Source organism: Aeromicrobium sp. Root472D3 (genome assembly GCF_001426485.1).
GTDB lineage: Bacteria > Actinomycetota > Actinomycetes > Propionibacteriales > Nocardioidaceae > Aeromicrobium.
On the sequence record NZ_LMET01000003.1, the window covers coordinates 155,631 to 175,120 of the forward strand.

Here is a 19,490-nt window from a genome sequence, read left to right on the forward strand (position 1 = left end):
TCCGGGCCGGTGGGCCCCGACGGTGCGGCGGTCCACGGGCCGTCCGCGTCCTTGCGTAGGGTGCTGGACATGTCGCCGAGGAACCGCCTGCGCGGTGTCGCACGGAAGGCCCGAGAGGTCGTCACCTCCCCCGAGGGCGAGGGCCAGGGCGATGGCCCGCTCGACTCGTGGCTGTTCGACGCCTGGTACTACCGGCTGCAGGCGACCGAGCACCTCGAGACGCCCGCTGCGGCGCTCGAGCACTACGTGGCGCACGGCGCCGCGGCCGGGCTGCTGCCCAATCCGCTGACCGACGTCGGCGCGACCGGCCTCGCGGCGGGCGAGGTCGTCGCGGCGGTGCTCGACGGATCGGCCCGGACGTTCCCCGTGCGCGCGGTGCTCGACGACCTCGGGCTCGTGGCCCTCGCGCCGGCCGCGACCGACCACCCCGGCGGACCGGTCGGTCTCTACCTGCAGCACGCGCACGCCGGCGCTCCCGTGCCGATGCTCGGCCGCCGGTCGTGGAGGCGCTTCGTGCACCTGCGGGGCCAGCAGGCGACGGCCCTCGACACGATCCTGGCCGCCGGGGTGCTCGACCGGCCGTACTACGAGGCCCTGGCGGGGCGCACGTTCGCCGACGACCGGGCGGCGGTCTGGCACTTCCTGGAGGAGGGGGAGTCGCTGGCCCTGTCGCCGTCCCCGCTGTTCGAGCGCGCCTGGTACCGCAGCAAGGCCGGCGTCCGCATGCCGATGACGCTGATGCACCTCCTGCGCACGGGCCAGGTCGCCGGTGCTGCCGGGCCACACTTCGACGGAGCGACCTACCTCGCGCGGGTCCCGGAGGCGGCCGGGCACCCCGGGGGAGCGATCGGGCACTTCCTCGCGCGGGCCGCTGCCGACGGGGCGGTCCTGACCGTGCCGGAGCCCGGCTCGGGCGTCGAGCCCGTCGCGTTCGACGACCTGCGGGCGCTCATGACGCGGACCGCCGCCGACGCCGGACGTCAGCGGGCGCTGCTGCGTCCGCCGCCGTCGACCACGGCCCGCTGGCACCTGGCGGCCGCGCGACCGCAGGTGGTCGCGTCGACCGACGCCGTCGCGATCCTCGCCGACGCGCGCGAGTGGGGCGGCGAGCTGCCCGACACGCTCGCGACCGTCCTGGCGCAGGAGCACACCGCGTGGACGCTGCGTGTCGCGGTCGACGAGGGCGCGCCGGTGCCGGCGCCCCTGGGCGACCTCGCCGAGGCCGACGCGCGGGTCGTCCTGGTGCCCACCGCCTCACGGTCGTGGGCCGAGAGGGCCGCCGACGTGCTGGCCACCGTCCACGAGCCCCGGGTGGCGGTGTGGCAGCCGCAGGAGTCGTGGTCGCCGCTGCTGCTGGGCGCCCTGCTGACCGCCGCCGCCGCCGCTGTCGCCGCCGCACCCGGGCAGGTCGTCCACGGCGCAGCCGTCGACGAGGCCACGGGACGGTGGTGGGCCGAGCTGCCCGGCCGCGAGGCCCTGGTCTGGGACGTCCCGCGCTCCCTGGCGGGGGTCCTCGTCCCGACGGACCTCCTGCGGGCCACCGGCCCGCGCGCCGAGGCCGACGACCGGTGGGACTGGGACGTCCTGCTGCGCCACGACGCACCGGCGCTGTTCGTGCCCTTCGTCGGCGTGCGCGGCGACCACCTCGGCGAGCGGCCGCTCGGCCCGGGCCGGAGCGCGACCCACGAGCAGGTCGTGCGCGACGCCGAGCGGCCACCGGCCGTGGACCGCCCGCGGGTGCCCGGACGGGTGTCGGTGCTGATGACGATGCGCGGCGACCGGCACCGTACGCGGCGGGCGGTCGACGCAGCCCTCGCGCAGGCGGGGGAGCGCGACCTCGAGGTCGTCGTGGTCGACGACGCCTCCGACCGCGAGCTGTCGGCGGTCCTGACGTCGGTGTACGCCGGTGACGACCGCGTGACGGTGCTGCGCGTCCCCGCCCCGTCGCACGCCTCCGTGACGGCCAACTTGGCCCTCGCGACGTCGACGGGCGAGCTCGTCGTGCTGCTCGACCCCGACGTCGAGGTGCACGACGGCTGGCTCGAGCCGCTCGTCGACGCCGTGTCGACGCCGGGCGTGCTCGCGGCGCAGTCGCTGCTCGTCACGGCCGACGACACGATCCGCTCGGCGGGCCTGGTCTCCGCGGGGCCGCGCGTCGTCCCGGTGCACCTGCTGGCGTCCCACCCGCTGTCCGACCTGCCGCCCGGCGACGTCGTGCCCGATGCCGTGAGCGCCGTGAGCCTGGCCCTGCGCGCCGACGACCTCGTGGCGGTCGGGGGTCTCGACCCGACCTTCGACGACCTCGCCGACGTCGACCTCTCGCTGCGGCTCGCGGCCCGGGCACCGGGACGCCTCGTCACCGCGACGGCCTCGCGCGTCAGCCGCCGGGCGCGCTCGCCGCTGGCCGACCCGTCCGAGGCCGACCAGCTGCGTCTGCTCGACCGCTGGGGCGGACGTCTGCCCCCGGCCCGCACCGACGCGTGGGAGCGGGCCGGGCTCGTCGTCGACGGCTTCCGTCCCGGTCCGGGCGCACCGCTGAGCCGCCGCCGCACCACGAGCTCGCCGGTGCTGCGACGGCCCGCGTGCGTCGTCGGGTCCGGGCCCGGCGCGGGTCTGCCGTGCCTGCGGTGGGCCGTCAAGATCGCGGCTCAGGGCGGGCCGAGCGGCGACACGTGGGGCGACACCCACTTCGCCGACGACCTCGTCCGGGGGCTGCGGGCCTGGGGGCAGGAGGCCTTCGTCGACCGGCGCGGCGCCCACCAGCGTCCGGCGTCCGACCACCTCGACGACGTCACGCTGGCGTTGCGGGGACGCTGGCCGGCCGTGTCGCAGCCCGGTGCGACCAACGTGCTGTGGGTCATCAGCCACCCCGACGAGGTGCCGCCCGACGAGCTGACGCAGGGCTTCGACCTGGTCTACTCGGCCGGCAGGGCGTGGGCCGAGCAGACGACCGCGGCGACGTCGCGCGAGGTGCGGACGCTGCTGCAGGCGACCGACGTCTCACGGTTCTCGCCCGACGGTGAGGCGACGGCCGGGCTCGGCACGCTCTTCGTGGGTCGCACCCGCAAGGTCATGCGCCCCGTCGTCGGCGACGCCGTGGCGGTGGGCGCCGACCTGACGATCTACGGCGACGGGTGGGACCGCTTCATCGACCCCGCCCTGGTCGCGTCCGACCACCTCGACAACGCCGCGGTGCCGGCGGCCTACCGCGGCGCCCGCATCGTCCTCAACGACCACTGGGCCGACATGGCCCGCCTCGGCTTCTACTCGAACCGGCTGTTCGACGCGGTGGCGTCGGGCGCCCGGGTCGTCAGCGACCCCGTCGAGGGGATCGAGGACGTGCTGGGGCCGTCGGTGCGCACGTACGCCGACCGCGACGAGCTCGCGGCGCTGCTCGACCCCGCGTCGACGCGGTGGCCCGATGCCGCGACGCTCGCGGCCAATGCGGCGCGGGTCGCGGCCGAGCACTCGTTCGAGGCGCGGGCACGCGTGCTGCTGGCGGACGTGCTCGACGCCCGGGGCGTCGAGCACGACCTCTGACCGGCCGAGGGGCGGACGGTCAGGCGTTGGCCCAGTCGGGGTTCCAACCCTCGACCTCGTCGGCCCCGCGCGAGGCGGGTCCGGTGTAGATCGCGGAGGGGCGGATCAGGCGTCCGGTGCGCTTCTGCTCGAGGATGTGCGCGCTCCAGCCGGCCGTGCGGGCCGAGGTGAACATCGCGGTGAACATGTGCGGCGGGATCTCGGCGTAGTCGAGGACGATCGCGGCCCAGAACTCGACGTTGGTCTCGAGGACGCGGTCGGGACGACGCTCCTTGAGCTCCTTCAGCGCGGCCTCCTCGAGCGCGATCGCGACCTCGGCACGGGGCGCGTTGAGCTCCTTGGCGGTGCGACGCAGCGTGCGGGCGCGGGGGTCCTGCGCACGGTAGACGCGGTGGCCGAAGCCCATCAGGCGCTCGCCGGCGTCGAGCAGGTCCTTGACGTACTTGGTCGCGTCGCCGGACTTCTCGACCTCCTCGATCATGGTCAGCACGCGGGCCGGGGCGCCGCCGTGCAGCGGGCCCGACATCGCGCCGACGGCACCCGACAGGGCGGCGGCGGCATCGGCACCGGTCGAGGCGATGACGCGCGCCGTGAACGTGGACGCGTTCATGCCGTGCTCGGCGGCCGAGACCCAGTACGCGTCGATGGCCTTGGCGTGATCGGGGTTGACCTCGCCGCGCCAGCGCGTCAGGAAGCGCTCGGTGATCGTGCCGGCCTTGTCGACCTCGCTCTGCGGGACGAACGGCTGGCCCACGCCGCGGGCGGCCTGCGCGACGTACGACAGCACCATGACGGCGGCGCGCGCGAGGTCGTCGCGGGCCTGGACGTCGTCGATGTCGTAGAGCTGCTTCATGCCCCACGCCGGCGCGGTCAGCGCGATGGCGCTCTGCACGTCGGCGCGGATGTCGCCCGAGTGGACGGGGATCGGGAACGGCTCCGCGGGCGGCAGTCCGGGCTCGTACGTCCCGTCGACCAGCAGGCCCCAGATCTTCTCGAAGGGGACGCGGCCGACGAGGTCGTCGATGTCGACGCCGCGGTAGCGAAGTGCGGACCCTTCCTTGTCGGGTTCGGCGATCTCGCTCTCGAACGCGATGACGCCTTCCAGTCCGTGATGCACTTCAGTCATGCATGGCATTGTGCCCTGCGCGGCTACCGTGGGCACATGGAGACCCCCGATCTGGCCCGCATGAGGTCGGAGTACGCCCGCGACGGGCTCGACGAGACGACCGCGGGCGACGACCCGGTGGCGCTGTTCACCCGCTGGATCGACGAGGCCGTCGAGGCCGGCGTGCACGAGCCCAACGCCATGGCGCTGGCCACCGCGACGGCCGACGGGCGTCCGTCCTCGCGGATCGTGCTGCTCAAGGGCTTCGACGCCCGGGGGCTGGTGTTCTTCACGGGCTACGGCTCGCGCAAGGGGCGTGAGCTGGCCGACAACCCGTTCGCCGCCGCGACGATGCTGTGGCACCCCCTGCAGCGCCAGGTGCGCGTCGAGGGGTCCGTCACCCGCGTGTCGGCCGGGGAGTCCGACGCGTACTTCGCGTCGCGACCGCGCGGCTCGCAGGTCGGGGCGGCCGCCTCGCCGCAGTCCGAGCCGATCGCCGACCGTGGGGTGCTCGAGCGTCGTGTCGTCGATGTCGAGCAGGCGTTCGCGGACCGCGACGTCGAGCGTCCGGAGCAGTGGGGCGGCTACCGGATCGCGATCGGGTCGATCGAGTTCTGGCAGGGTCGCGTGGGGCGGCTGCACGACCGCCTCCGCTACACGCAGACCGCCGACGGCACCTGGACGCGCGAACGCCTCGCCCCCTGACGCTCGCGAGGGGGTTGTCGCCCCTCGGCGAGGGGGTTGCCGCCCCGCGCAGGGGCCGCAACCCCCTCCTCGAGGGGCCGCAACCCCCTCGTCAGCGGGGTGGGGTCAGTCGAGGGCGCTGTGGCGCGGACGCGGGGCGAGGTCCTTGCCCTCGCCATACGCCTCGGTGCTGACGCCCGTGACGTCGGACGGGTCGCGTCCCTCCTCGGCGAAGACCTCGCGGGCGATGTCGGCCCAGGTCTTGACCGGGCCGCCGCCGGTGACGTGGTGGATGCCGTAGGGGGCACCCGACCGGACGAGCTCGACGATGCCGGCCGCGAGCTCGCTCGCCGACGTCAGGCGACCGTGCTGGTCGTCGACGACCGAGGGGCTCACGCCGTCGCGCGCCAGCCGCTGCATCGTCGAGACGAAGTTGCCGCCGTCGCCGATGACCCAGCTGGTGCGGACGACGTAGTGGCGGGGGACCGTCGACGTGACGGCCTCGCCGGCCGCCTTGGTCTGCCCGTACACGCCGAGGGGCGACACGGCCTCGTCGGTCGTGTGCGACTCGACGGTGCCGTCGAAGACGTAGTCGGACGACACCGTGACCAGCGTCAGGCGGTGCTCGATCGCGAGGCGGGCCAGCGCGGCGACGGCCGTCACGTTGACGGCCCACGCCTGGCGGCGTCCGTCGGGCGTCTCGGCAGCGTCGACCGCGGTGTAGGCGGCCGCGTTGTAGATCGTGCCGACCTGGCCCCACGGGACGTTGTCGTAGGTCGACGGGTCGGCGAGGTCGAGATCGGCCCGGGTCAGCGCGAGGGCGTCGGGCAGGACGGCGCGCAGGGCCCGGCCCAGCTGGCCGTCGGCGCCGAGGATCACGTCGCGACGCGGTGAGAACGGCACGACGTCGGCGAGCCGGGGGTGGGCCTTGTCCTTGTCGGACACCTCGCGCAGCGGCAGGGGCCACGCGATCGCCGCGGTCTCGTCGAGCAGGTTGACGTTGGTGTAGACCGCGTCGGGGCTCCAGTGCGCGTTGACCAGGTACGAGTACGTCGTGTCGTCCTCGAGCGTCTGGTACGAGTTGCCGACGCCCCGGGGCACGAACACCGCGCGCCCCGGCGACAGCTCGATGCTGAAGGTCGTGCCGAACGACTCGCCGTCGCGCAGGTCGACCCACGCCGCGAACACGCGGCCCGCGACGACCGAGACGAGCTTGTCCCACGGCTCGGCGTGGATGCCGCGGGTCGCGCCGGCGGTGAAGTTGTACGAGATGTTGTGCTGCACGGGGCCGAAGTCGGGCAGGCCGGCGGCGACCATCTTCTCGCGCTGCCAGTTCTCCTCGAAGAAGCCGCGGTTGTCGGCGTGCAGGGGGATCTCGACGACGAGCAGCCCCGGGATCGTGCTCTCGGTGATCTGCATGGTCACTGGCCCTGGGCCGCGTACTTGGACTCGGTCGCGGCCTTGGCCGGACGCCACCACGACTCGTGGTCGCGGTACCACTGCACGGTGTCGGCCAGACCGCTCTCGAAGTCGCCGAACTGGGGCTGCCAGCCGAGCTCGGAGCGCAGCTTGGACGAGTCGATCGCGTAGCGGCGGTCGTGGCCGGGACGGTCGTTGACGTGGTCGAAGTCGGCGGCGTCGCGCCCGAAGATCTCGAGCAGGGCGGCGACGACGTCGCGGTTGTTCTTCTCGCCGTCGGCGCCGATCAGGTAGGTCTGGCCGATCTCGCCGGTGTTCAGGATCGTCAGGACGGCGCTGCTGTGGTCCTCGACGTGGATCCAGTCGCGCACGTTCAGCCCGTCGCCGTACAGGCGGGGGCGGAGACCATCGATGAGCTGCGTGATCTGCCGCGGGATGAACTTCTCGACGTGCTGGTACGGGCCGTAGTTGTTGGAGCAGTTGCTGATCGTGGCGCGGACGCCGAACGAGCGCACCCAGGCGCGCACCAGCAGGTCGGAGCCGGCCTTGGTCGACGAGTACGGGCTGGACGGCTCGTACGCCGTCGCCTCGGTGAAGCGGTTCGGGTCGTCGAGCTCGAGGTCGCCGTAGACCTCGTCGGTCGAGATGTGGTGGAAGCGGACGTCGTGCTTGCGCGCGGCCTCGAGCAGCGTGAAGGTGCCCACGAGGTTGGTCTGCACGAACGGGCTCGGGTCGTCCAGCGAGTTGTCGTTGTGCGACTCGGCGGCGAAGTGCACGACCGCGTCGTGGGACGCGACGAGCTCGTCGACCAGGGCGGCGTCGACGATGTCGCCGACCACGAGACGGCACCGGTCCTCGGGCAGGTCGGCGATCGACTCGCGACTGGCCGCGTAGGTCATCTTGTCGAGCACCGTGACCGTGAGGTCGGTGTGGGCGACGACGTGACGCACGAAGTTGGATCCGATGAAGCCGGCACCGCCGGTGACGAGGACAGAACGCATGGCCCCAGCCTAGGGCAGGGCGTCGTGCGGTCAGGACGCCCTCGGGCCCCGGCCCTCCGTGCACCTAGGATGGCGCGCATGCGAGGAATCATTCTGGCCGGTGGAACCGGCTCCCGCCTGCACCCCGTGACCAAGGCCGTCAGCAAGCAGCTGATGCCGGTCTACGACAAGCCCATGATCTACTACCCGCTCTCGACGCTGATCCTCGCGGGGATCTCCGAGGTGCTGATCATCACGACGCCGCACGACGCGGAGCAGTTCGAGCGGCTCCTCGGCGACGGCTCGCAGTTCGGCATCACGATCACCTACGCGCAGCAGCCGAGCCCCGACGGCCTGGCCCAGGCGTTCGTGATCGGCGCCGACCACATCGGCGACGACTCGGTCGCGCTGGTGCTGGGCGACAACATCTTCTACGGCGCGGGCCTCGGCACGCAGCTGGCACGCTTCGACGACGTCGACGGCGCCGTGATCTTCGGCTACCGCGTCAACGACCCGTCCGCGTCCGGCGTCGTGGAGTTCGACGCCGACGGCAAGGCCATCTCGCTGGAGGAGAAGCCCGAGGTCCCCAAGAGCCACTTCGCGGTGCCGGGGCTGTACTTCTACGGCAACGACGTCGTCGAGAAGTCGCGCACGCTCGAGCCGTCCGCCCGTGGCGAGCTCGAGATCACCGACCTGAACCGCCTCTACCTCGAGGAGGGACGCCTGCAGGTCGACGTCCTCGAGCGCGGCGTGGCCTGGCTCGACACCGGCACGTTCGACGGCCTGTCCGAGGCGGGCGACTTCATCCGCACGGTGCAGCACCGACAGGGCCTGTCGATCGGCTGCCCCGAGGAGGCGGCGTGGCGCCAGGGCTTCCTGAGCGACGACGGGCTGCGCGAGCAGGCCGCGGCGTACGCCAAGAGCGGGTACGGCGCGTACCTGCTCAGCCTGCTCGACGACTGACGCACCCGGTTCACCTGACGTCCACCTGACGGTCGGGGGCGGGACGCCGCACGGGGGCACCGTGGCAGGCATGAACGCTCTGCTGATGTCGTTGGGAGTGGGGTTCGCCCTCGCCTTCGCGGAGTCGGGCCTCGGGCTCGGCATGGTCCTGCCGGGGGAGACCGCGGTCGTCCTGCTCGCCGCCACGATGGGGTCGGCCGGGCAGATGGTCGCCCTCGGCGTCGTGGTGACGCTGGGGGCGAGCCTCGGCGACCACGTGGGCTACCTGCTGGGCCGGCGCTACGGCGACGCCCTGGGCGAGACGCGCGCGGTGCGCCGCCTGGGTCGTCAGCACTACGACCGGGCGACCGACCTGCTGCGCCGGCGCGGCGGCACCGCGGTGTTCATGACCCGCCTGGTGCCGGTCGTCCGCACGCTGACGCCGGCCGCCGCGGGGGCGTCGGGACTGGAGTACCGACGGTTCCTGCCGGCGTCGCTGTCGGGGTCGGCGCTGTGGGCCGCGGCCTACGTCGGCGGGGGGTCGGCCGTCGCCGCCGTCACCGGTGCGACCACCGACCTGCTGGGCCGCGCGTCGTGGCTCGTGCTGGTGCTGCTGGCGCTGGCGGTCGTGCCGGTGCTGCTGGTGCGCACCGTCATCGGGGTGCGTCCCACCACGCCGGCGCCCGAGGTCGCGGCGCTCGAGCTGGCCACGGGCGTCATGCCGCGGCAGCCGCGGCTGACCCTGGCGGGCGATCCGCACCCGACCGCCTGAGTCAGACGACGAGCACGACGACCGCGGCCGCTGCGGCGGGCAGGACGCCGCACACGAGCCACGCCGACAGCGGCGGCCGGCGGTGCACCATGCGGATCGCGCCGAGGGCCAGGGTGCCGAGGGCGGCCATCACGACGAGCAGCAGCACCGCGTCGCCCCGGCGACCCTCGTCGGCGATCGTCCGGCTGACGGCGGTCAGCGCGCCGAGCGGGAACGAGGCGACCGCGAGGATCAGGAACGACACGACCCAGCGCTGCACCTGCTCGAGGCTGAGATCGCGGACCGACACGCGCTCAGTATGCGCGTGCTCGTCAGACCGGGGCGCGGGTGATGCGGTAGCGGACGAACGACGGCACCGCGATCGACGCGACCACGACGCCCACGACCACCAGGACGCCACCGCCGGCGGCCGCCGCGGCGGTGCCCACCGCCACCGCCGTCGCACCGTGCAGGGTGTCGGCGATGCGCGGACCGCCCGCCACGACGACGATGAACACGCCCTGCAGACGTCCGCGCATCGCGTCGTCCGCGGCGGCCAGCAGCATGCTGGTGCGGAACGCCGCCGACGCCATGTCGGCCGCACCGCCGATCACGAGCATCGCCAGGGCGACCACGAGCATCGGGGTCGTCCAGCGGTCGGCCAGCGCGACCGCGAGGCCGAAGCCCGTCATCGCCAGGCCCCACACGACGATGCAGACGACGACGGCGCGTCCCTGGCGCTCGACGCGCGAGACCCACCCGCTGAACACGCCGCCGATGACGGCGCCCGCGGGGATCGCCGCGAACAGCAGCGCGAACACGAGGCCGCCCTCGTCGGGACCGTTGAAGTCGAGGTGGGCGATCTCGGGGAACAGCGCCCGCGGCATGCCGAACACCATCGCGATCAGGTCGACGACGAACGACATCATCAGCACCGGCTGGGTGCGCAGGTACCGGAAGCCGTCGATCACGGCGCGGACCCCCGGCACGCTCGTCGCGGCCTCGACGGCCTTGAGGCTCGGCAGCCGGACGACCGCCGCCAGCGTCGCGAAGAGCGTCACGGTGTCGATCAGGTAGAGCCACTCGAAGCCGATGAAGGGGATCAGCACGCCGGCCACGAGCGGTCCGGCGATCGCCCCGGCCATCGTGACCGTCATGTTCAGCGAGTTGGCGGCCGGCAGCAACGCGGTGTCGACGAGCTTGGGGATGATCGCGCTGCGCGTCGGCTGGTTGACGGCGAAGAACGCCTGCTGCACCGAGAACAGGCACAGCAGGAGCCACGGGCTCGTGCTGCCGGCGGCCGCCTGCACCCAGAACAGGCCGCTCGTCACGATGAGGCCGACCGTCGTGACGATCAGCAGCGTCCGGCGGTCGAACACGTCGGCCAGCGCCCCGCCGTAGAGGCCGAACACGACCAGGGGCACCAGGCCGAAGACCCCCGCCAGGCCGACGTACGCCGACGACCCCGTGTCGGCGTACAGCTGCGCCGGCACCGCGACGACCGTCAGCTGCGCACCGATGACCGTGACGATGTTCGCGACCCACAGGCGACGGAAGTGCTGGTTGCGCAGGGGCCGGGTGTCGGCGAGGACGTTCGCGAGGGAGAGCCGGGCCACGTCAGGAGAACATACGCCTGCCCGTCTCGTGCCGCGTCAGCGGAAGGCGTCGTGCTCGACCTGGATCCACACCTGCTCGGCACGGCCCAGCAGCTCGCCGTCGGCGGTGTGGAGCGCGGTGTCGGTGCGGAACTTGCGGCCGTCCCGCTCGTGCAGCACGCCCACCGACACCAGGGGCTCCCCGGCGCGGGGTGCGCGGACGACCTGGGCCGTCATGCGTCCGAGCACCATGGTCTGGCGCGTGAAGTCGGCGGCCCACCCGCCCGGGCAGTCGAGTGCGGCCCACGTCGTCGGCACGTCGAGGCGTCCGTCGCCGGGAGCGCCGAAGGCCGCGTCGGGCGTCCACGACGCGGCGACGCGGTCGTCGCCGACCGGGCCCGTGAACAGTCGCAGACCGTCGCCCGCGCCGCGGGCGGTGCCGCACGTGAAGCAGCGGTCGAAGGGGTGCTCGTCGTGCCCCCGGTAGGCGGCGAGTCCCGCGGCCGCCTCGGCGGACGTCGGCGCCGCGGGCGCGTCACGCGTGAACGCCCCGGGGGCGGCCTCGCCGACCAGGGCGCCGCCGGCCGTGAGGAGCCGGACGACCTCGCCGTCGTGGTGCGCGTCGTGCTCCCAGCTGAGCGGCACGTCGAGCGGCGGCGGGACGCGCAGCGTCGACGTCACGACGTCCGAGCCGACCTCCGCGGCCAGCATGCCGGCGACGTAGCCGCCGTTGCCGGAGTGGTCGGGACCGTTGAACCGTGCCGGGATCGTCACCATGCGGCCGACCCTACCCAGCCGACTTGACGACCTCGTAGCGCCGCAGCGACTCGGTGCGCTCCTCCGCGTGGTCGACGATCGGTGCGGGGTAGTCGGCGGGCGGCTCGTCCATGTCCCAGGGCGTGTGCACGTGCTTGGCCGGGACGTCGGCGAGCTCTGGCACCCAGCGCCGGACGTACGTGCCGTCGGGGTCGAACTTCTTGCCCTGCGACGTCGGGTTGAAGATGCGGAAGTACGGCGAGGCGTCGGTGCCGCAGCCGGCGACCCACTGCCAGCCGTGCTGGTTCGACGGCGGGTCGGCGTCCACCAGCAGGTCGAGGAAGTGGTCGGCGCCGACGGTCCACTCGAGGTGGAGGTCCTTGACCAGGAAGCTGGCCACGATCATCCGCACGCGGTTGTGCATGAAGCCCTCGGCCATCAGCTGGCGCATGCCGGCGTCGACGATCGGGAACCCGGTGCGGCCGTCCTTCCAGGCCTGCAGGTCGTCGCCGGGCTCGTCGTAGTCCATCGCCTCGAACCGCTTGTCGTAGTAGCCGGCGAGGGTGTCGGGGCGGTGGTGCACGACGTCGGCGTAGAACTCGCGGAACGCCAGCTCCCGCGCGTACGCCTCGGCGCCCTTCGTGCCGCGCTCGGCGAGGTCGGCGAGCAGCGTGCGGGGGTGGATCGTGCCCCACTTGAGGTGCACCGACATGCGCGACGTCGCGTCGCGGCCCGGCAGGTCGCGCACGTCGTCGTAGTCGTCGACGTGGTCGAGGTACGCGTGCCACTGCCGCCGGGCCGCCTCCTCGCCGAGCGGGGGCAGCGTGACACCGTCCGGGGGATCGACGTCGGGGATCTCCGCGGTGCTCACGTCGGCGCGGATCCACGGCACGGACCGCACGCCCGGCGCCGGTGCGCGCCACCCGTGCTCCTGCCACGCGCGGTAGAACGGCGTGAAGACGCGGTAGGGGGTCCCGTCGCCCTTCGTCACGCGCCCGGGGGCCACCGCGTACGACGACCCGGTGCGCACCAGCGCGACGTCGTGCTCGGCGAGCGCCTCCTCGACGCGCTCGTCGCGCTCCTTCTCGTACGGGCCGTAGTCGGCCGCCACGTGCACGCTCGTGGCCCCGACCGCCCGAGCGACCTCGGGCACGACCTCCCACGGCTTGCCCTTCACGACGACGAGGCCGCCGACCCGCTCGTCGAGGTCGCGCAGCAGCGCCATGAGGTAGGCCAAGCGGGTGCGTCCGTTCGGGCCCCAGTAGTGCTCGTCGAGCACGAACATCGGCACGACGCCGTCCGGCCCGGCGTCGATCGCCTCCCGCAGCGCGGGGTTGTCGTTCAGTCGGAAGTCGGACCGGAAGCACATGACGGAGGTTGGCACGGTTCCCATCCTCACGCGTGCGCGCGCTGTCCGCACGGCATGGAACAATGGGGGAGTGAGCGAGCTGATCGACACCACCGAGATGTACCTCCGCACGGTCTACGAGCTGGAGGAGGAGGGCATCGTGCCCTTGCGCGCCCGCATCGCCGAGCGCCTCCACCAGAGCGGCCCGACGGTCTCGCAGACCGTCGCGCGCATGGAGCGCGACGGACTGCTGGCGGTCGAGGGCGATCGCCACCTCGAGCTGTCCGAGAAGGGGCGTCAGCTGGCCACGCGGGTCATGCGCAAGCATCGCCTGGCCGAGCGGCTCCTGATCGACGTCATCGGTCTCGAGATCGAGTTCGTCCACGAGGAGGCGTGCCGCTGGGAGCACGTGATGTCCGAGCAGGTCGAGCGTCGCCTCGTCCAGATCCTCGAGCACCCCACCGAGTCGCCGTACGGCAACCCGATCCCGGGTCTGGCCGAGCTCGGCGAGTCGGGCAGCGAGGCGCAGTTCCTCACGGGCGTCGTCGCGATGACCAAGGCCGTCGGCCGAGCCACCGAGCCGACGCGTCTGGTGGTGCGTCGCATCGCCGAGGAGCTCCAGAAGGACACCGAGGTCATGTCGGTTCTGCGGCGCGTCGGCGCGCTGCCGGGCAACGACGTGCTCGTGTCGGTCGGCCACGACGGGCTCGTCGTGGCCCGCCAGGGCGAGACGGCCGAGATCGACACCGAGGCCGCGGCCCACATCTTCGTCACCGCCTGACCCCACCCGACGGTGAGGAGGGGGTTGCTGCCCTCCGAGGAGGGGGTTGTGGCCCCTGTTCGGGGGCGACAAGCCCCTCGCCGAGGGGCGACAACCCTCTCGTCAGCGTTTCGGGGGGAGGGGGATGAAGTAGCTGGTGCGGCGGGCGTAGTCGTCCCAGCCGGGCTTCTTGCGCTGGCTCTTCTCGTTGAGCTTGGCGCCCGTCACGTTGACCAGCGAGTAGCTCATGATCGCCGGACCGATCAGCGCGACGATGCCGGGCCACGAGCCGGCCGCGACGATGCCGAGGCCCCACCAGACGGCGGCGTCGCCGAAGTAGTTGGGGTGGCGCGTCAGGCTCCACAGCCCCGTGTCCATGATCTTGCCCTTGTTGTCGGGATCGCTCTTGTACTTCTTGAGCTGCGCGTCGCCGACGGTCTCGAAGAACAGGCCGACCGCCCACACCACGACGCCGACGACCGTCAGCGGGACCGACATGCGCTCGTTGTTGGGGCCCACCATGAGCGGAGCCGAGACGATGAACATCGCGACGCCCTGCGGCACGAACACGCGCGTGACGGCGGTCTGGGCGAACGAGCGCCCCGCCTTCTCGCCGTTCTCGAGCAGCTCGGCGTAGCGCGGGTCCTCGCCCTTGCCGTGGTTGCGCCCGCCGACGTGCCACGCCAGCCGCAGTCCCCAGACCGCCACCATCGCGAGCACGATCCAGCGCTGCGCCCGGCCACCGTCGCCGCCCAGCGAGACGATCGCGGAGACCGCCGCCACGACCACGAAGCCCAGGCCCCACAGCGTGTCGACGATCGAGAGCAGGTGGTTCTTCAGCGCGTAGGCCAGGCCGAGACCCATGAACACCAGCAGTGCGCCGAGCCCCGCGAACAGCGTGACGACGGTCTGCGACAGATCGTTCGCGATCATGCGCCCTCACCGCCGACCGCGCGGCCGTGGAGCCAGGCCAGGGGAGAGGTCGGCATCGCGCTGACGCCCCGCGAGCTGGGCTTGACCGACAGGATCTGGTCGACGCCCATGCGGTTCTCCTCGAACGCCAGCGCGCCACCCACGAGGTAGAGGCGCCACACGCGGGCGTTCTCCTCGCCGATCAGCTTGACCGCGACGTCCCAGTTCTCCTCGAGCTTCGCGGCCCACCCGGCGACGGTCTGCGGGTAGTGCTCGCGCATCGCCTGGACGTCGCGGATCTCGAGGCCCGAGGCCGCGATGAGTCCGATCGTCTTGGCCAGCGGCTTCATGTGCATGTCGGGCGCGATGTACGTCTCGATGAACGGCCCGCCGCCCGGGCTGTCGCCGGGGGCGTCGTTGCTGCGTGACATCTGCTGGATCAGGGCCCGGCCGCCGGGCTTGAGGTAGCGGTGGATCGAGTCGACGAACACGACGTACTCGGCGTCGCCGACGTGCTCGCCCATCTCGATCGAGGCGATCGCGTCGATCTGGCCGTCGCGGACGCCGGAGGCCTCGAGGTCGCGGAAGTGACGGAGGCTGACGTCGACCCGGTCGGCGAGGCCGCGCTCGGCCGCCTTGCCCATGACGTAGTCGCGCTGCTCGACCGACAGGGTCACTCCCGTGACGTGGACGCCGTAGTGCTCGGCGGCGAACAGCGTCAGCGATCCCCAGCCGGAGCCGATGTCGACCATCTTCATGCCGGGCTGCAGGCCCAGCTTCTGGCAGATGAGGTGCAGCTTCGCGGTCTGCGCCTCCTCGAGCGTCATCTCCGGCGTCACGTGGAAGCCGCTCGAGTACGCCATGTTGGGGTCGAGGATCAGCTCGTAGAAGTCGTTCGACAGGTCGTAGTGGTGCGAGATCGCCTCCTGGTCGCGCTCCTTGCTGTGCAGCTCGCCCGTCAGGTTCGACTCGGCGGCCGGCGCGGGCGGGCGGGGGCCGATCGCGCCGAGGCGCACCGCGAGCGCGACGGCCTTGGCGACCTGCTTGGGCCCGATCTTCGGGCGTCCGGCCGTCGCGTCGGCGGTCCGCGCGTCGCGCACGGCGTTCCACATGGCCCGCAGGCCGTCGCCGAGGTCGCCCTCGACGTCGAGGTCTCCCTGCACGTAGGCGCGGGCGACGCCCAGCTCGCCCGGCTTCCAGATGACGTGCCGCAGGGCGCGCTTGCTGCGGATCACGACGACCGGGGCGCCCGGGACGCCGGCTTCGCTGCCGTCCCACGCGCGCAGACGGATGGGGAGCTTCAGGCCGAGCGTCTCCTCGGCCAACGACAGGAGGGAGGATGCGATGTTCACGGGCCCAAGTCAACCCTTCGCGTCGGGGTTGCGCCATCCGAGTTCCTGTGATGCGGCAGACTGGCGGCATGGACGTCGGGACCAGGCTCGTGGGCTGGTTCAGGCGCACGGGCAGCGAGGTCCTGGGCTGGGTCGTGGTGGTCGTCGGGGTGGTCCTGATGCCCCTGCCCGGGCCGGGCCTGGTCATCGTCGTGTCGGGCCTGGCGATCCTCTCGCGCAACTACGTGTGGGCGCAGCGCCTCATGGACCCGCTCGAGCGGCGCGCGACCGAGGCTGCGAAGTTCGGCGTCGAGACGTGGCCGCGGATCCTCGTCAGCTTCCTCGGCGGGCTGTGGCTCGCGGTGCTGGGCGTGATCTGGTGGATCGGCCCCGACATCCCACGGTTCACGGTGCTCGGGGTCGGGTTCGGGCCGGAGCTGCCGGCGCAGGGATGGGCGACGGCGCTCGGGCTGTGGGCGTCGGCGCTGGCCGCGTGGGGCCTGCTGGCCTACAGCATCGTGCGGTGGCGCGAGCCGCGTCCGGCCGACCTGCCCTAGCCCGCGGCGCCGGACGTCCGAGGAAGCGTCCCGGCGCGGGGGCACGTACTGTTCTCGGAGACGTGGGCCTCGGACGACGTGGGGCCCGGCCCGCCGCCCGACGACCTCCGAGGACGATCTCCACCGTGGCACATCGACGCATCATCCTGACCCTGGCCACCGGCCTCGCCCTGACGCTGGGCTCCGCACCGGCCGTCGCGGCGTCGGACCCGTCCGCCGGGGAGGTCGCGAGCGTGCTGGAGTCGGCCCCGGCCGGCGAGCCGGTCACGGTCGTCACGACGACGCAGACCGCGACGGGCCCGCAGTTCACGACCGAGGTCGCCGACTCGCGCCAGGACGCCCGTGAGCTGATCTCCGACGCGCTCGACGAGCCCGGCGTCACGGTCGACGTCGCCCACCCCGTGTCGATCGCGTCGACGCTCGACACGTCCTCGGCGCAGGCGCCCGTCGCGTCGGCCGCGACCGCCGCGGCATCGAAGAAGCCCAAGCGGTCCAACGACAGCCTGCGCAAGCGTCAGTGGAGCCTCGACAAGCTCCGCGCCGAGCAGGTGTGGCGCAAGTCGAAGGGCCGCGGGGTCGTGGTCGCGGTCGTCGACACCGGCGTGCAGGCCGATCACCCCGATCTGAAGGGGCGCGTGCTGAAGGGCCGCGACTTCGTCGAGGACGACCGCAACGCCGCCGACCGCAACGGGCACGGCACCCACGTGGCCGGCGTCATCGCCGCCAAGGCCGGCAACAAGCGCGGCATCGCGGGCCTCGCGCCCCAGTCGCGCATCCTGCCCGTGCGGGTGCTGAACTCCGCCGGCGCCGGCAACACCGTCGATGCGTCGCGCGGCATCGTCTGGGCCGTCAACAAGGGCGCCGACGTCATCAACCTGTCGTTCGCGGGCAAGGACCTCGACGTCCAGATGCAGAAGGCCGTCCGGTACGCCGTCCGCAAGGGCGTCGTCGTGGTCGCGGCGGCCGGCAACCAGGGCTGCTCCGGGCCGACGACCTACCCGGCCGCGCTGCCGGGCGTCATCGGCGTCGCGGCGACCAACCGCTACGACCGGGTCGCGCCGTTCTCGACGTGCGGCCCCGCGGTCGACGTCAGCGCCCCCGGCGTGTCGATCCGGTCGACCATGATCAAGCGTCCGTCGATGGGTCTGCCGTGCCGGTACGGCCAGAGCTACTGCCTGATGAGCGGCACGTCGATGGCGTCGCCGCACGTCGCGGCCGCCGCGGCCATCGTGATCGCCCGCACCCGCCACCGCCTGGGTGCCGCGGCGGTCGGCGACCTGCTGACGACCCGCGCCACCGACATCGGGGCCCCGGGCTACGACACGGCGAGCGGTCACGGCTTCCTCAACGTCCGGCGGAGCCTGCTCGGGCGCTGACGCACCCTGGTGGCCTCGCCTCGCGCGGCCGCTGCGCGTGGCGCACGATGGGTCCATGCCTGCTGAACAGTCGTGTGACGTCGTCGTTGTCGGTCTCGGTCCCGGTGGGGAGGCTCTCGTCTCGCGGCTCGCCGCGGCGGGCCTCGACGTCGTGGCCGTCGAGAAGGAGCTGGTCGGCGGGGAGTGCCCCTACTGGGGCTGCATCCCCTCGAAGATGATCATCCGTGCCGCCGACGCCCTGGCCGAGGCGCGCCGCGTCGACGGGCTGGCCGGCACCGCGACCGTCACGCCCGACTTCGGTCCCGTCGCGCGTCGCATCCGCGACGAGGCGACCGACGACTGGGACGACACCGTCGCGGCCGACCGCATCACGGACGCCGGCGCCCGCCTCGTCCGCGGGCACGGTCGCCTCGACGGCGACCGGCGCGTCGTGGTCGAGACCGCCGACGGCGAGGACGGACCGACGACCTTCGTGGCGTCCAAGGGCGTCGTGCTCAACACGGGGACGTCCGCGGGCGTCCCGCCCATCCCGGGCCTGGCCGACACGCCGTTCTGGACCAACCGCGGCATCCTCGAGACGGAGTCGGCGCCCGCGTCGATGATCGTCATCGGCGGCGGCCCGATCGGCCTCGAGCTGGCCCAGGCGTTCTCGCGCTTCGGCACCGAGGTGACGGTCCTCGAGGTCGGCCCCCGCATCCTGGCGGTCGAGGAGCCCGAGTCGTCCGAGCTGCTGGCGAAGGTCTTCGAGGCCGAGGGGATCGGCGTGCACGACGACGTCTCGATCGACGCGGTCGCCCACGACGGTGACGTGTTCCACGTGACGTGCGGCGACGTGACGTACGAGGCCGAGCGCCTGCTGGTGGCGGCGGGACGCAGGTCGCGGATCGAGGACGTCGGGCTCGACACCGTGGGTGTCGAGCCGGGCCACCACCTCGACGTCGACGACGACCTCCGCGTCACCGACGGGTTGTGGGCGATCGGCGACATCGTCGGCCGGGGCGCGTTCACGCACGTCTCGATGTACCAGTCCGAGCGCGTGGCGCGCGTGATCCTCGGCGAGCCCTCGCTCGGCGAGTACGACACGAGCATGCCGCGGGTGACCTTCACTGATCCCGAGGTCGGAGGGGTCGGGATGACCGAGCACCAGGCGCGCGAGCGGGGCATCACGGTCCGCACCAGCGTCACCGACCTGTCGGCGAGCAGCCGCGGATTCGTCCACGGGCCCGGCAACGAGGGCCTGATCAAGCTCGTCATCGACGACGACCGCGGCGTGATCGTCGGGGCCAACAGCGTCGGCGTCTCGGGCGGCGAGACCCTCGCGGGGCTCGCGTTCGCGGTGCGCGCCGAGATCCCCGTCGCGACCCTGACGAACACGATCTACGCGTACCCGACGTTCTGGCGGGCCATCGAGTCGGCGCTCTGATCCGGAGGGCG

The 19,490-nt window shown here is 73.0% G+C and carries 17 protein-coding genes; 8 read left to right on the forward strand and 9 right to left on the reverse strand.

All coding sequences use genetic code 11. The features are described from left to right. Window positions 1-69: 69 nt before the first annotated feature. On the forward strand, window positions 70-3,540 hold the full coding sequence (locus ASD10_RS17810) for a glycosyltransferase (RefSeq protein WP_056612264.1): 3,471 nt from the start codon (window positions 70-72) through the stop codon (window positions 3,538-3,540). Between the two features lie 19 nt (window positions 3,541-3,559). Here ASD10_RS17810 and ASD10_RS17815 read toward each other — a convergent pair whose 3' ends face one another. Then, window positions 3,560-4,666 (reverse strand): citrate synthase 2, encoded by a 1,107-nt coding sequence (locus ASD10_RS17815; protein WP_056612267.1) that lies wholly within the window; start codon window positions 4,664-4,666, stop codon window positions 3,560-3,562. A 36-nt stretch (window positions 4,667-4,702) separates the two neighbouring features. Between ASD10_RS17815 and pdxH the strand changes: the two genes are divergently transcribed. Further along, on the forward strand, window positions 4,703-5,350 hold the full coding sequence (pdxH, locus tag ASD10_RS17820) for a pyridoxamine 5'-phosphate oxidase (protein ID WP_056612269.1): 648 nt from the start codon (window positions 4,703-4,705) through the stop codon (window positions 5,348-5,350). Window positions 5,351-5,455: 105 nt separating this feature from the next. On the opposite strand, the gene ASD10_RS17825 is transcribed toward pdxH, so the two are convergent. Beyond that, window positions 5,456-6,748: a bifunctional dTDP-4-dehydrorhamnose 3,5-epimerase family protein/NAD(P)-dependent oxidoreductase gene (locus ASD10_RS17825; protein WP_056612272.1), complete on the reverse strand. Its 1,293-nt coding sequence runs from the start codon at window positions 6,746-6,748 to the stop codon at window positions 5,456-5,458. A 2-nt stretch (window positions 6,749-6,750) separates the two neighbouring features. Then, window positions 6,751-7,749, reverse strand: coding sequence for a dTDP-glucose 4,6-dehydratase (gene rfbB / locus ASD10_RS17830; RefSeq protein ID WP_056612274.1), 999 nt, complete (start codon window positions 7,747-7,749; stop codon window positions 6,751-6,753). 78 nt (window positions 7,750-7,827) lie between these two features. Between rfbB and rfbA the strand changes: the two genes are divergently transcribed. Then, complete coding sequence (gene rfbA / locus ASD10_RS17835) at window positions 7,828-8,691, forward strand: glucose-1-phosphate thymidylyltransferase RfbA (protein WP_056612462.1); 864 nt, start codon at window positions 7,828-7,830, stop codon at window positions 8,689-8,691. Window positions 8,692-8,761: 70 nt separating this feature from the next. Continuing rightward, window positions 8,762-9,442, forward strand: a complete 681-nt coding sequence (locus tag ASD10_RS17840) for a DedA family protein (RefSeq protein ID WP_082556400.1) — start codon at window positions 8,762-8,764, stop codon at window positions 9,440-9,442. Between the two features lies 1 nt (window position 9,443). Here ASD10_RS17840 and ASD10_RS17845 read toward each other — a convergent pair whose 3' ends face one another. Genes ASD10_RS17845 through ASD10_RS17860 form a run of 4 tightly spaced genes read right to left on the reverse strand, consistent with a single transcriptional unit; the run spans window position 9,444 to window position 13,165 of the window. Further along, window positions 9,444-9,731 carry a hypothetical protein gene (locus ASD10_RS17845; protein ID WP_056612279.1) on the reverse strand — a complete coding sequence of 96 codons (288 nt, stop codon included), beginning with the start codon at window positions 9,729-9,731 and terminating at the stop codon, window positions 9,444-9,446. 22 nt (window positions 9,732-9,753) lie between these two features. Then, window positions 9,754-11,037 carry an MFS transporter gene (locus tag ASD10_RS17850; protein ID WP_056612281.1) on the reverse strand — a complete coding sequence of 428 codons (1,284 nt, stop codon included), beginning with the start codon at window positions 11,035-11,037 and terminating at the stop codon, window positions 9,754-9,756. Between the two features lie 36 nt (window positions 11,038-11,073). After that, window positions 11,074-11,793: a hypothetical protein gene (locus tag ASD10_RS17855; RefSeq protein WP_056612282.1), complete on the reverse strand. Its 720-nt coding sequence runs from the start codon at window positions 11,791-11,793 to the stop codon at window positions 11,074-11,076. 10 nt (window positions 11,794-11,803) lie between these two features. Beyond that, on the reverse strand, window positions 11,804-13,165 hold the full coding sequence (locus ASD10_RS17860; RefSeq protein WP_157432730.1) for a deoxyribodipyrimidine photo-lyase: 1,362 nt from the start codon (window positions 13,163-13,165) through the stop codon (window positions 11,804-11,806). Window positions 13,166-13,211: 46 nt separating this feature from the next. Between ASD10_RS17860 and ASD10_RS17865 the strand changes: the two genes are divergently transcribed. Beyond that, window positions 13,212-13,901: a metal-dependent transcriptional regulator gene (locus tag ASD10_RS17865; protein WP_056612287.1), complete on the forward strand. Its 690-nt coding sequence runs from the start codon at window positions 13,212-13,214 to the stop codon at window positions 13,899-13,901. Window positions 13,902-14,003: 102 nt separating this feature from the next. Here ASD10_RS17865 and ASD10_RS17870 read toward each other — a convergent pair whose 3' ends face one another. Together ASD10_RS17870 and ASD10_RS17875 are read right to left on the reverse strand one after the other, a co-directional pair. Beyond that, window positions 14,004-14,813, reverse strand: coding sequence for a DUF1295 domain-containing protein (locus tag ASD10_RS17870; protein WP_056612289.1), 810 nt, complete (start codon window positions 14,811-14,813; stop codon window positions 14,004-14,006). Beyond that, window positions 14,810-16,144: a cyclopropane-fatty-acyl-phospholipid synthase family protein gene (locus ASD10_RS17875; protein WP_056612292.1), complete on the reverse strand. Its 1,335-nt coding sequence runs from the start codon at window positions 16,142-16,144 to the stop codon at window positions 14,810-14,812. Before ASD10_RS17875 ends, ASD10_RS17870 begins: the two co-directional genes overlap by 4 nt. A 68-nt stretch (window positions 16,145-16,212) precedes the next feature. Between ASD10_RS17875 and ASD10_RS18960 the strand changes: the two genes are divergently transcribed. The 3 genes from ASD10_RS18960 to ASD10_RS17890 all read left to right on the forward strand — a co-directional run bounded on the left by ASD10_RS18960 (window position 16,213) and on the right by ASD10_RS17890 (window position 19,479). Beyond that, window positions 16,213-16,680, forward strand: coding sequence for a PGPGW domain-containing protein (locus ASD10_RS18960; RefSeq protein WP_162248876.1), 468 nt, complete (start codon window positions 16,213-16,215; stop codon window positions 16,678-16,680). Between the two features lie 125 nt (window positions 16,681-16,805). Further along, window positions 16,806-18,056 (forward strand): S8 family serine peptidase, encoded by a 1,251-nt coding sequence (locus ASD10_RS17885; protein ID WP_056612298.1) that lies wholly within the window; start codon window positions 16,806-16,808, stop codon window positions 18,054-18,056. 55 nt (window positions 18,057-18,111) lie between these two features. After that, window positions 18,112-19,479: an NAD(P)/FAD-dependent oxidoreductase gene (locus ASD10_RS17890; protein ID WP_056612301.1), complete on the forward strand. Its 1,368-nt coding sequence runs from the start codon at window positions 18,112-18,114 to the stop codon at window positions 19,477-19,479. Window positions 19,480-19,490 lie beyond the last annotated feature (11 nt).